The organism is Brevundimonas intermedia (assembly GCF_027922165.1).
Lineage (GTDB): Bacteria > Pseudomonadota > Alphaproteobacteria > Caulobacterales > Caulobacteraceae > Brevundimonas > Brevundimonas intermedia.
In genome coordinates, this window is sequence record NZ_BSFD01000002.1 from 168,874 (window position 1) to 180,816 (window position 11,943).

Here is an 11,943-nt window from a genome sequence, read left to right on the forward strand (position 1 = left end):
CAACTATTCCCCGGCGCGCTCCGCTTCTCCGGCGTGCTGGCTTCGAGAACATCGATGCTGCCGTCCGCTCCCAAAGTTGCGATCCCCATGGCCGCCTGCCTTCCCACCGGGACGAGTGGCACGTCGGGGCCTCGGTGACCACTCCTGCCACCACAGCGAAGCGCAAAGCCAGCTTCGCGCCATGAGCGGACATGACAGTCACCGCGCAAAGGCGACATTCACCTGAGTTACCACGCCGAGCCGCCGCCATTTTATCGCGATCGCAATCGCGCGAAACCGGTGGAGGTGCAGACTGCGTCAGTCATGGTCAGAGACGTCGAACCCGTCTCCGGGCGCCATCGGCCGGTGCAGTTTGATCCCGGCCTTGTCCAGATAGGGCTCGTAGACGTCGTAACGCTGCCTGAGGAAATAGTCGCGAGCGTAGCCGTCATGGACCGGGACGACCGATTTTGGCTTCATCCGTTTGGCGAACGCATGGACAGTGAGCTCGGTCAGGTAAGGCGCCATCACCGGAAGGGCCAGCACCTCCACGCCCGCGAACCGATCCAGACGGCTGTCGAAACTGTCGCCCGGGTTGAGGAAAACGTCGTTGACGAGGAAGGCTGTCAGTTGCGGGCTCTCGTCCGACAGGATGGGCTCATGCGCGACCGGCTGAGCCTGCAGCCGGAACGCGCCGAAGGTCCGTTCGCCCTCCTCGAACACCGTGACCGACAGCCCCTTCTCGCCGAGCTTGTCGGCGACCTCGCCGTTGCCGACGAGTGTCGCGCCACTCGCCTGCACGATCCTGGCCAGAGCGTCAGGGTCGATGTGGTCGGGATGGCCGTGCGTCAGGACGATCGTCGAGACATCCGAAAAGACAGCAGGATCGACCCGTCCGTCGACGAACGAAAACTTGCCCGGATCGAAGAGCAGTCGATCTGCACCGATCGTCAGGCGCAGGCAGCTATGGACGAACTTGTCGATCCGCATGGCGGCCGGTCCTATTCCGACTGTCTCTGGACGACCGCGCCGATCGCCTCGGGCGTGCCCGAGGCGATGACCAGCCAACGGCGGGGTGCGCCGGCGTCGGCGGCGACCACCTGACGGATCGGGCCCACGGCGTTGACGACCGCAGACCCAGCCGGATTGGTCATGAACTTCGTCAGAGGCTCGAGCGTCCCCGATCCGTCCGCCGCATTGGCGAAGGCGAGGACATAGGGCTTGCCGGGTTGGAGGCCTGCGGCGGCGATCTGCAGCATCTGGACCTGCCCCTGCTCGAACAAGGTCGCCTGGGACCGGGTGTCGCCCTCGCCCGTCAGAACGAGTTGATGCGAGGCGCGAGCTGCGCCCAGGGGCGTGAGGTTGGCCCTGCCGTCACCCTGAGTGACCGCACGCGGCACATAGGTGACCCCTTGCGGTCCCTGACCGATCGGCACGGTGGCGATCACGCGGTTGGCCAGGGTGTCGATGACCGCCACGCCGTCGCCATTCTCCAGCCCGACGTAAATCCGCGAGCCGTCGCCGGAGGGCCACAGACCGTGCGGCAGCGACCCCACCTCGATCTCCGTCACGAGCGTGAAGGTGTCGGTGCGATAGACCTTGACCCGGTTCTCGGTCCCGACGGTCACATAGGCGAACTGGCCCGCCGCGTTGCGCACGATGTTGACGTGGTTGGTCAAGGGGCCGGTGTCGAGCGTCTGTAGGACAGCGAACGGCGGACGGGCGTTGAAAACCATGGTCTTGCCCACGTCCTTCAGCGTCATCCAGACCTGGCTTCCATCGGGCGTGGCGGCGATGTCGGGGCAGAACGGACTGGCCTGGGCCACCCGACCGACGATCTGACGGGTCGCGGTCTCGACTACCACCGTCTCGGGACTGAAGCTGGAGCAGATGTAGGCGTAGCGGCCGTCCGGCGAGAAGATGGTCATGCCCGGCCCGTTGGGCGTCTCGACCCGGGCGGTCTCCTGATAGGTCGCGGCGTCCAGCACCGAAACATAGGCCTCGCCCCGCACCGTGACCCAGACCTCGCGGCCGTCCGGCGTGAAGAAGGCCTCGTGCGGAGAGCGCCCGACATAGGTGGTATGTTTGACGGTGTTGCTGGCCGTGTCGATGAAGCTGACCGAGTTGGACCCGATCGAGACCACGGCGATCGTCTTGCCGTCCGGCGCCGCGCCGATGCCGTGGACCAGCAACTGGCCCTTGTAGAGCGGGCTGAGGTTGGCCGGAGTCGGTTCGCCGAGGGAAATCACCCCCAGCAGGCCGTTGGTCGAGGGATCGACCACCGAGACGGTGTTGGAGAACTGGTCGGCCGAATAGAACCGATCCTGGCTGCTGATCGGGATGGCGGGCGCCGCCGCCGCGCCCGGAACCTGATCGGCCAAGGCGTGTCCGGCGGACAGGCTGAGAACAAGGGCGGCGATGGCGCGGGCTGTCAGGGTCATGATCCGTGTCCGTGATGGGTCGAGGTCGCGCCGCCGGTCGGCGTCGGCGCATCAGAATGGCGGGTCAGGTAGTCGCGCATCAGGGCGATTTCCTGGGTCTGTTCAATGATGATCCCCTGGGCCAGACGCTTCATGGTCTCGTCCTGCCCGTACAGAAGCTCGACGCGCGCCATGTCGATGGCGCCCTGATGATGCGGGATCATCATGGCGGCGAAGTCCACGTCTGGGTCGCCGGTGGATTCTACCGCCATGTCGCGGTGCATCCGCTCCATCGCCTCGGCCATCGCCGCATCGAAGTCCGAGCCGGGCATCTGTGCGAAGGCCATAACTGCGGCACCGGCAGTCGCCGAGCCAAGCGCCAGGACGCCGGTTCTGATCCATCGGGAGGGTGGGGCGTGGGTCATGATCCGATCCTGCAGGCGATCGTCCCGGACGACCAACGCGATGTTCCGCTCGGAACGTTCGCCGTCGCCGAACGTTCCCTGTCGAAGTCGCCGCTTCGTGGGTTAGGATTGTCCCATGACCCTGGACCAGCTCCGCATCTTCGTCGCCGTCGCCGAGCGCCAGCACGTAACCCGCGCCGCCGAGGCCCTGAACCTGACCCAGTCGGCGGTCAGCTCGGCGGTGACGACGCTGGAGGGCCGCCACGGCGTCGCCCTGTTCGACCGCGTTGGCCGCAACATCGTCCTGAACGAGGCGGGCGCAACCTTCCTCGTCGAGGCCAAGGCGATCCTCGCCCGTGTCGAGGCGGCGCAGGACGCGCTCGACGACCTGGGCGGCCTGAAACGCGGACGACTGTCGATCCACGCCAGCCAGACCATCGCCGGCTGGTGGCTTCCCGCCCGACTGACCCGGTTTCATCAGGCTCATCCCGGCATCCGCATCGAGGTCTCGATCGGCAATACGCGCGAGGTGGCCGACGCTGTCCTGGAGGGCTGCGCTGAACTGGGTCTGGTCGAGGGCGAACTGAACGAGCCGGCGTTGAGCCGTTCGGTTCTGGATCACGACGAACTGGTGCTGGTCGTGGCGGCCGACCACCCCGCCGCCCAGGACGGCGCCGGGCCGCCGGACCTGAAGCAAATGACCTGGGTGTTGCGCGAGCCCGGCTCCGGCACCCGGTCGGCTTTTGAGACGGCCCTCAATCAGCGCGGGCTGGCCATCGACGCTCTGGACGTGGCCATGACCTTGCCCGGGAATGAGGCGGTCGCCGCCGCCGTCGAGGCCGGTGCGGGAGCGACGGTCGTGTCGCGCAATGTCGTCGCCGCGCGCCTGCGCGCCGGCATCCTCGCCGCCCTGCCCCTGACCTTGCCCGACCGCCCGTTCTGGCTCCTGCGGCACAAGCAGCGCTATCGCTCAAAGGCGGGCGAGGTGTTCCTGGCGTCCCTGACGGCGTCACGCCATTGAGCGCGTCGGCTCGTCAAGGCGGTGTCTGGCCTTCACTGGTGAATGACCGCGCGCCGCCTCACACGCATCTCGAGGGACTGAACGGATTCCTGAGAGCTCTGGATAGGGGCGTGGGCGCTCAACAAGGTACGCCGAAGTTCGACCCCCTCGACGGTGGAGACGAGGCGGAAATCCTTGTGCTTCTGGAGACACCGGCCCCGGGACCGCAAGCGGATCGCCTCGTCTCCATCGACAATCCCACGGGCACCGCGCGCAACCTGAAGCGCGCGATGGAAGCAGCGGGGCTCGACCGCCGCCGCATCGTCCTTTGGAACACGGTCCCCTGGCTTCGCTCGGGGTCCGCGCGACCGCTGACAAGACAGGAGATCGCCTCCGGCCTGGCCACGCTAGAGGGACTGGTCACCCCGCTTCATCGCCTCAGGGCCGCGGTATTGTGCGGCCGCGTCCGCGATGGCGGCTCCGACGCTGACCCGCCTGCGGCCTGAAGTGGAGCTGTGTCTCGCGCCACACCCGAGCCCGACGTTCATCAACACCGCCCCCGAGCATCGTCTTGGCCTGCAGGCCGCCTTTGCGTGGGCAGCCGCGCTGATCACCCCCTAGGGCGTTCATTCGATCAAAGCGAACAAACCTATCTAAAACATCCGTTGGAGCTGATGATCCAAGAGGCGCATCCCGGATGTCGAGGAGCGCGCCGAAGACTGGCCTCCACTCCGAAAGGAGAGCCGCCATGACCACCCTTCTCGCCGCTCCGGCCATGCGCCAAGGCCGCAGGTCCGTCGCCAGGCGCCAGGCCATCGGTCCTGAGAATGTAAAACCGCAGACGCCTTTCATTCCGCCTTCTCCCATCGCCGCGACTCAATCCGGCGAGACCTTGCACCGGGTCCAGCCTGGCGTCGGCCTTACCGGCGTTCACCCCGCAATGGTCAAGGCGGTCGCGGGTCTCTACGCCGCCATGGTGGCCGTGTTCTGGCTGGTGTTCGGTCACGGCGAGGCGATGCTCGCCCTGGGCTTCATCACCGTTCTCGGCCTGATGTTCTTCGGCCTTCTCACCGGGATGAGCCTGCTGGCCGATACGCCTGCGCCGGGCGAGCGCATCCGCTCCTTGAACGATTGCCTCGCCGGTCGCGTGATCATCGACACGGGCTGGATCAGCGGCCGCGAAGCCGCGTTGCAGATGCTGACCCTGCCCGCCTGCCTTCTGGTCACCGCCGTCGTGCTCGGCGCCGTCTATCGCTTCACCGCGGGCTGACCGCTCGTCTGGATAACCTCTCATGGCTCATGACATTCACGTTCGCGACGTCGCCTTCGGCCTTCGCCCGTTGGCGAGTCTGCAATCGCCCAGGGAGATCGTGCGGCAGTTCACGCCGAACTGGTTCGCCGCCACCATGGGAACCGGCATCCTCGCCCTGGCGCTGAACCAGCTTCCGGTCCCCATACCCGGCGTAAAAATCGTCGCCGAAGCCCTGTGGGATTTCAACATCGGCCTGTTCGCCCTGTTCACCGTTCTCTACGCGGCGCGCTGGATCTTCTTCTTCGACGGCGCGCGACGAATCTTCGGCCATTCGGTCGTGTCGATGTTCTTCGGCTGCATCCCGATGGGGCTGGCGACCATCATCAACGGCCTGATGGCCTTCGGCCTGGCGCGCTGGGGCGAAGGCGTCGTGCCGGTCGCCGAAGCCCTGTGGTGGATCGACGTGGCCCTTGCCGTCGCCTGCGGCATCGGCATCCCCTTCATGATGTTCACCCGCCAGGAGCACGCCATCGACCAGATGACGGCCGTCTGGCTGCTGCCGGTCGTGGCGGCCGAGGTCGCGGCCGTCACCGGCGGCCTGATCGCGCCGCACCTCGCGGACCCGAACGCCGCCCTGTCGGTGCTGGTAGTCAGCTATGGCCTGTGGGCCCTGTCCGTGCCGCTGGCGATGAGCATCCTGGTCATCCTCGTGCTCCGCATGGCGATCCACAAACTGCCGCACGCCGGTATGGCGGCCTCCAGCTGGCTGTCGCTGGGCCCGATCGGCACGGGCGCGCTCGGCATGCTGGTGCTCGGCCAGGCCGCGCCCGCCATCTTCACCGCCGCCGGTCTGGGCCAGTACGGCGACGCCGCGCGCGGGATCGGCCTGATCGGCGGCCTGCTGCTGTGGGCCTACGGCCTGTGGTGGGCCGCGATGGCCGTGCTGATCACCCTGCGCTACTTGCGTCAGGGCCTGCCGTTCAATCTGGGCTGGTGGGGCTACACCTTCCCACTCGGCGTCTTCTCTGTCGCGACGCTGAAGCTGGGAACCCTGCTCCCCATCCCGGCCTTCAACCTGTTCGGCATGGCCCTGGTCGCCGCACTGCTGGTGCTGTGGCTGATCGTCGGCGCCCGTACGGTGCGCGGCGCCTGGCGCGGAGACCTGTTCGTCGCCCCCTGCCTCGCCGAGGCGGCCAAGCGCGACATCCCTTGCGCACGCTGATCCGCCTCCACTCCGTCCTTTCTGGAATCACCAATGCCTCATGACCTTTTCACGCCGTCACGCCGCGTCCTCATGGCGGGCGGCGTCGGCGCCTTGATCACCGCCTGTGCGCCGCGCGCGGCCGAAGCCGACGACATGGTGCTGGGCCAGGCTGACGCGCCCGTGACCCTGATCGAATACGCCTCGACCACCTGCGGCCCCTGCGCCCGCTTCGCCATCGAGGTGCTGCCCGAACTCCGGCGGCGCTACATCGACGCCGGGCGGGTCCGGCTGATCTATCGCGAATTCATCACCGGCCCCGCCAACCTCTCCGCCGCCGGCGTTCTGCTGGCGCGGTGCGCAGGCGAAGATCGCTATTTCGAGGTCATCGACGCCCTGATGCACGGCCAGTCCGAATGGGCGAACGGCGGCGGCCCGCGCGACGCCCTCCTGAGGATCGCGGCGCGGTTCGGCATCAGCGAGGCGCGGCTTCAATCCTGCATCACCGATCCCGAGGCCATCGCGGCCCTGGAGCGCCGTGTCGCCCGTGCCCGCGACGCCGGGGTGAATGGAACGCCGACGCTCTTCGTCCAGCACCGACGTCTGGACACCGCCCTGACCCTCGAAGCCGTCTCCGCCTCGATCGACCAAGCCCTTTCTCAAACCCCGCAATCCTGAGGTTCCGATGCCCAACGCCCCCGTCAAGGTCGCCGTCTCCGGCGCCGCCGGCCAGATCGCCTACGCCCTGCTGTTCCGCCTGGCCCAGGGCGATGTGTTCGGGCCCGACACCCCGATCGATCTTCGCCTCCTCGACCTGCCTCAGGCTCAGGCGGCGCTCCAGGGCGTGGTCATGGAGCTGGACGATTGCGCCTTTCCGCTACTAACCTCCATCCAGACCACCGACGACCCCATTATCGCCTTCGACGACATCGACGCCGCCTTTCTGGTCGGGTCGCGCCCCCGCGCCAAGGGCATGGAGCGCCGCGACCTGCTGGCGGCCAACGCCGCCATCTTCAAGACCCAGGGCGCGGCCCTGAACGCGGTCGCCAAACGCTCCGTCAAGGTTCTGGTGGTTGGCAATCCGGCGAACACCAATGCCTGGGTGGCGATCCAGTCCGCGCCGGATCTGCCGCCCGGCGCCATCACCTCGATGATCCGCCTCGACCACAACCGCGCCGCCGCCCAGTTCGCGCGCCGCGCGGGCGTCCCCGTCGATGCCGTGGAGAAGCTCGCGGTCTGGGGCAATCACTCCCCGACCATGTTCGCCGACTGGAGCCATGCGACCGTGGAGGGCCAGTCTCTGGCCGGGCTCATCAACGACGAGACCTGGTATCGCGACACCCTCATCCCTGAGGTGGCCCGTCGCGGCACGGCCGTGCTGGAAGCCCGCGGCGCCTCCTCGGCGGCCTCGGCCGCCAACGCCGCCATCAACCATATGCGCGACTGGGTGCAGGGCTCGAACGGCCGTTGGGTTTCGATGGGCGTCGCCTCGATCGGCCAGTACGACATTCCCGAAGGGCTGGTCTGCGGTGTGCCGACGACCTGCCGCGACGGCGTCTATGCGCCCGTCACGGGTCTGGAGCTCGACGCCTTCACGCGCGCCGGTCTGGCCGCTTCGGTGCAGGAGTTGATCGAGGAGCGCGACGCCGCGCTCGCGGTCCTGGCGGACGCCTGATCATCCGACGCCGTCGAACATGCTCATGTAGTCGCCGTCGCCAAGGCAGGCGACGGCGTCCCTGTTTTCCAAACTTCGCCGAAGGATTCCCATGACCGACGCAGCTTCCCGGCCCTCGATCGCGACCGACGCCGGTCTCGGCGGCCTACAACTGACGATCACCGCGGGCCCCGCCCGCTTCGTGGTCGACGAACCCGTCGCCCTGGGCGGGCTGGATCTCGGTCCGACCCCTCACGAGCTGGTGCAGGCGGCGCTCGCCTCCTGTACGGCCCAGACCCTGCGCCTGTACGCCAACCGGAAAGGCTGGACCTTGGGCGCCATGTCCGTCGAGGTCTTGTTGACCCGGGACTTGGGGGCGACACCGTCGGATCAGTTCACCCGAACAATCACTCTGCCGACTGGGCTACCGGAGGAACAGAGGATCCGGTTGCTGGAGATCGCCGACAAGTGCCCAATTCATCGGATGCTCGTAGGTACAGTTTCGATCGAAACGATCTGGTGCAAGGCGACCATCTAGCTGCGAGGCGAAGGCCATCGCCACGTCCCGCCCATCCCCCTCTTTCTCAGTGTTGGTCGGGACACGAAAAGTGTGGTCCCACTAGACACAAACTTCCATTCCGCCGGAAGCGGACCTTCGGAAGGTCAGCAATGAGTCAGAAGCGGACCCCAAATACCCACGAGAGATCGAGCATCTCCGGCACCCTTCACCACCGTAGATCTACGGGTTCGCGCTATCCCAACCCGACCGCTAATGTCGCCCTGGCGTCAACCAAATCGCCAGAGGCCGCACCCGCATGCCCGCCGCCCCTCACTCCCACTCGATTGCTCTAAGCTGGGTAAAATCATGAATCAGTTGGTTTTTTCGCGGCCCACCTACTTTAACACCGGCTCGCCGCCCGACCGTTCGGCTTGGTTCTGAAAACATTAGATAAATAGACCGATGTAAAAACCGCGTGATTGCGCAATCTTTCGAGACGTATTGACAATCTCAAACTCGAATTAACAATCGATTCTTGCGCGTTCACTTGCCTCCGCTAGACTAGCATGAACAGAACCTACATCGCCATCGCTGACGCCGGCAGAGCGTAGTGCATAACCAGCATCCAGATCGCCATGGCGATCATCATCAGGTTCTCGGTCAGGGATAGGAAGCCAAGCGGCACATTGCTGTCTCCACCGACGCAGGCGCATTTCAGTTCGCGCTTGTCGATGTAGACAGCCTTGAAGACCGAGGCCGCGCCAATGCCGCCGATGAACAGGGCCACCGGGACCGACAACCAGGTCAGGACGCCCGCGACCATCAACGCGCCTGCCCCGAACTCGGCGAACGGATAGACCTTGCCGTATGGCACCCACCGCTTGGCCAGCAGGTCGTAGTTCAGGAACATGGATGAGAAGCTCTCGATGTTCTGGAGCTTCAGCATGGCGAGGGCCATCATAGACAGGGCGATAAACCACTCCCCTGCCCGCACGGTGAACGGCGTGCCAAAAATCGTCAGGCTGAGCATCGTCGCCATCACGGCGGTGGTCAGGAAGACGACGAGGACCGGCGTGTAGGTGGTCGCCTTGGGATCGCGGACCTTGAGACCGAGATAGCGGCGCAGATCGTCGTGGCCGCCGACGCGCTGGCCGTCGATGAAGACCTGAGGCGTCGTCTTGACGCCGTGCTCGGCCTTGAAGGCGTCGGTCTGCTCGCGGGTCGTGAGCCAGTGGTCCTCGACCTTGTAGCCCCGGCTCTTGAGAAGATGCCGGGCCTTGAGCCCCCACGGACAGGTGTGGTCGGGCATCACCATCCGATAGATGACAGCGGTCTTGGTCATTGCAGGCTCCTTGATCTTCAAATCTGAGCTGCAGGTCTTAAGTTCCGTACCGTGATACGGAGTCAAGCATGAACGTTCGGACTATCGCAGGGTTGGCGAGAGACGGCGGCGTCGGGGTGGAGACTGTTCGCTTTTATCAGCGTCGCGGATTGCTTCCGACGCCCGATAGGTGGTCTCGCGATGGCGCCGGCGCGGGGGTTCGACGTTATGGCGAGGAGGACGTGCGCCGGCTGAGGTTCATCCGCTCCGCACAGACGGCGGGCTTTACCCTGGAGCAGATCAAAGAGCTGTTGTCGCTCGACGCTGGCGAAGACCGCACGCGCGCCCGTGTGCTGGCGGCGGAGAGGCTGGAAGCGCTCGATCGAACCATCTCCGATCTTGAGACGGCGAGAGCGGCGTTGCGCCGACTGGCGAGCGCCTGCGCGGCGAACGACAGCGGACCGTGTCCGATCATTTCAGCCTTTCAGGGTGAAAAGGTTTGAAATCGTGCCCTGTCTTGGCGAACGGGTGGGATGGCCGGCATCCGTCCCGCCTGGAAAAACGCAATCCGACTGCGTAGCCGCGCAAGCGTGAGGACCGGAACGTCCCATAGCCAGAACTGTTCGTTGATCATCACTTTCGGAGAACGAAGATGTCGATCAAGCTGAACGCCGGTCTGGCGACCGCCGCCCTGTCCGTGCTCCTGACCGCGTGCAGTCCTGCGGGTCAGGCCGATAGAACCGAGACGGCCGATGCGGGCTCGGCGACTGAACAAAGCGCTCCGGCGGCCCAGCCGATGGCGGGGCCTGAGACGCCCTATTCCGCGTCCGAACAGCAGATGCATCAGGCCATGATGCAGGCGCACGGCGCAGACCCGCAGGAGACCTATGCCCTGAAGATGATCGAGCACCACCGGGGCGCCATCGCTATGTCGGAGGTCCTGATGCGGGAAAACCCCGATGCCGCGCTCCGCCAGATGGCCGAAAAGACGATTACCATGCAGCGCCAGGAGATCACGGAGCTGGAGCAGTGGGTCGCGCAACATCGATCCAGCGCAACAGCCCCCGCTGCGGGTTCGGTGCAGCCCGGAGCCTGATGCGGGACGATTACGCGCGGGAAATGGTCTGCCCGCGCGTATGTGCTTTTGGACGGCGTCGATCGTCGGCGTCGGTTCGCCGGCGGGAGGTCCCTCATGCACGACAAGAGCTATCGCAACCTGGCGATTGAACTCATCGTCCACTTCATCATCATGTATTTGGTGATGTTTACGATGATCGCGACGCTCGATCACTTCGACTTCAATCTCAACAACGTCTACATGACGCTGATGATGGTCGCACCAATGGCCGTCCTTATGCTGGTTCTGATGCGCGAGATGTATCCGAACAATCGTCTCAACCTCGCCATCGGGCTGACCGCGATGATCACCTTCGCGGGCAGCTTCTACGCCATGCGCACCCAGGCGGCGATCGGCGACAAGGAACTCATTCGCGGAATGATCCCCCATCACTCCGGCGCGATCCTGATGTGCGGCAAGGCCAAGTTGAGCGACCCGGAATTGGTCGCGCTTTGCGGAGAGATCGTCGAGGCTCAGAAGCGTGAAATCCGCCAGATGCAGGCCATTCAGGAGCGGCTCTGACCGCGTTCAGACGAGACTTTCCGCAGGTCGCCGAGCGGCTATTGCTCTTCGAGGCGACGTCAGGCGGATTGGCCCGCCCCCGCGAGGTTTGTCGACGGCTCCACGGAATTAGGCCGTCCAGCGTCGGTCGCCGTTGGCGAGGGGAATGTCGACGCGACGCGTAGACTAGTCGAAGGCCGGACCGGCCAAATCGTCAGGAGACACAGTATGCGTGCATTCAACCCCGTTCCCTATGTCGCCTTGGCGGCTGCGGTCGTCCTCGCCGCTGGACCAGCTGCGGCTCACGCCCGTCTCGTGAGCGCCACGCCCGCGCCGAACGCCACGGTGGGTGCGACCCGCACGTTGACTTTGACCTTCAGCGAGCGGTCTGTGCCGGCGTTCTCTGGTTTCGACGTCGTCAACTCGGCCGGCGAAAAGCTCGCGGTACGCACCTCGATCGCTGAAGACGGCAAGACCCTCACGGGGACACTGGCGCGACCGCTGACTGCTGGCGCCTATCGCATCGACTGGCGCATCGCCTCGAGCGACGGTCACCGCATGACAGGCTCGTACACCTTCACCGTGCGCTGACGCC

General features: G+C 65.7%; 15 protein-coding genes. 11 read left to right on the top strand and 4 right to left on the bottom strand.

Annotated elements, in window-relative coordinates; genetic code table 11:
* Window positions 1-297: 297 nt before the first annotated feature.
* Genes PKE72_RS03355 through copM form a run of 3 tightly spaced genes read right to left on the bottom strand, consistent with a single transcriptional unit; the run spans window position 298 to window position 2,824 of the window.
* On the bottom strand, window positions 298-969 hold the full coding sequence (locus PKE72_RS03355) for an MBL fold metallo-hydrolase (RefSeq protein ID WP_055808303.1): 672 nt from the start codon (window positions 967-969) through the stop codon (window positions 298-300).
* Between the two features lie 11 nt (window positions 970-980).
* Entirely contained in the window at window positions 981-2,420 is a 1,440-nt protein-coding gene (locus tag PKE72_RS03360; protein WP_055808301.1) for a YncE family protein, read from the bottom strand.
* Entirely contained in the window at window positions 2,417-2,824 is a 408-nt protein-coding gene (gene copM / locus PKE72_RS03365) for a CopM family metallochaperone (RefSeq protein ID WP_055808492.1), read from the bottom strand. Before copM ends, PKE72_RS03360 begins: the two co-directional genes overlap by 4 nt.
* Before the next feature lie 115 nt (window positions 2,825-2,939).
* Between copM and PKE72_RS03370 the strand changes: the two genes are divergently transcribed.
* The 7 genes from PKE72_RS03370 to PKE72_RS03400 all read left to right on the top strand — a co-directional run bounded on the left by PKE72_RS03370 (window position 2,940) and on the right by PKE72_RS03400 (window position 8,448).
* Window positions 2,940-3,824: a LysR substrate-binding domain-containing protein gene (locus PKE72_RS03370; RefSeq protein ID WP_055808299.1), complete on the top strand. Its 885-nt coding sequence runs from the start codon at window positions 2,940-2,942 to the stop codon at window positions 3,822-3,824.
* A 110-nt stretch (window positions 3,825-3,934) separates the two neighbouring features.
* The gene (locus tag PKE72_RS03375) at window positions 3,935-4,309 is read left to right on the top strand and encodes a uracil-DNA glycosylase family protein (RefSeq protein WP_271164058.1); all 375 of its coding nucleotides are present in this window, start codon (window positions 3,935-3,937) and stop codon (window positions 4,307-4,309) included.
* 242 nt (window positions 4,310-4,551) lie between these two features.
* Window positions 4,552-5,073: a hypothetical protein gene (locus PKE72_RS03380; RefSeq protein WP_156363211.1), complete on the top strand. Its 522-nt coding sequence runs from the start codon at window positions 4,552-4,554 to the stop codon at window positions 5,071-5,073.
* A 22-nt stretch (window positions 5,074-5,095) separates the two neighbouring features.
* Window positions 5,096-6,277 (top strand): TDT family transporter, encoded by a 1,182-nt coding sequence (locus PKE72_RS03385; RefSeq protein ID WP_271164059.1) that lies wholly within the window; start codon window positions 5,096-5,098, stop codon window positions 6,275-6,277.
* Window positions 6,278-6,310: 33 nt separating this feature from the next.
* Window positions 6,311-6,934 (top strand): DsbA family protein, encoded by a 624-nt coding sequence (locus PKE72_RS03390; RefSeq protein ID WP_082503531.1) that lies wholly within the window; start codon window positions 6,311-6,313, stop codon window positions 6,932-6,934.
* A 7-nt stretch (window positions 6,935-6,941) separates the two neighbouring features.
* A complete protein-coding gene (locus tag PKE72_RS03395) occupies window positions 6,942-7,931 on the top strand; it encodes a malate dehydrogenase (protein WP_066550122.1) in 990 nt (329 codons plus the stop codon).
* Window positions 7,932-8,022: 91 nt separating this feature from the next.
* The gene (locus PKE72_RS03400) at window positions 8,023-8,448 is read left to right on the top strand and encodes an OsmC family protein (RefSeq protein WP_055808285.1); all 426 of its coding nucleotides are present in this window, start codon (window positions 8,023-8,025) and stop codon (window positions 8,446-8,448) included.
* Between the two features lie 538 nt (window positions 8,449-8,986).
* On the opposite strand, the gene PKE72_RS03405 is transcribed toward PKE72_RS03400, so the two are convergent.
* Window positions 8,987-9,751 carry a glutaredoxin family protein gene (locus PKE72_RS03405; protein WP_055808283.1) on the bottom strand — a complete coding sequence of 255 codons (765 nt, stop codon included), beginning with the start codon at window positions 9,749-9,751 and terminating at the stop codon, window positions 8,987-8,989.
* A 68-nt stretch (window positions 9,752-9,819) separates the two neighbouring features.
* Between PKE72_RS03405 and PKE72_RS03410 the strand changes: the two genes are divergently transcribed.
* The 4 genes from PKE72_RS03410 (at window position 9,820) to copC (ending at window position 11,939) form a co-directional block, all read left to right on the top strand.
* Window positions 9,820-10,233: a MerR family transcriptional regulator gene (locus PKE72_RS03410; protein ID WP_055808281.1), complete on the top strand. Its 414-nt coding sequence runs from the start codon at window positions 9,820-9,822 to the stop codon at window positions 10,231-10,233.
* Between the two features lie 149 nt (window positions 10,234-10,382).
* Complete coding sequence (locus PKE72_RS03415; RefSeq protein ID WP_082503530.1) at window positions 10,383-10,826, top strand: DUF305 domain-containing protein; 444 nt, start codon at window positions 10,383-10,385, stop codon at window positions 10,824-10,826.
* 96 nt (window positions 10,827-10,922) lie between these two features.
* Window positions 10,923-11,369 (top strand): DUF305 domain-containing protein, encoded by a 447-nt coding sequence (locus tag PKE72_RS03420; RefSeq protein ID WP_271164060.1) that lies wholly within the window; start codon window positions 10,923-10,925, stop codon window positions 11,367-11,369.
* A gap of 207 nt (window positions 11,370-11,576) precedes the next feature.
* On the top strand, window positions 11,577-11,939 hold the full coding sequence (gene copC, locus PKE72_RS03425; RefSeq protein WP_219895927.1) for a copper homeostasis periplasmic binding protein CopC: 363 nt from the start codon (window positions 11,577-11,579) through the stop codon (window positions 11,937-11,939).
* Window positions 11,940-11,943: the final 4 nt, after the last annotated feature.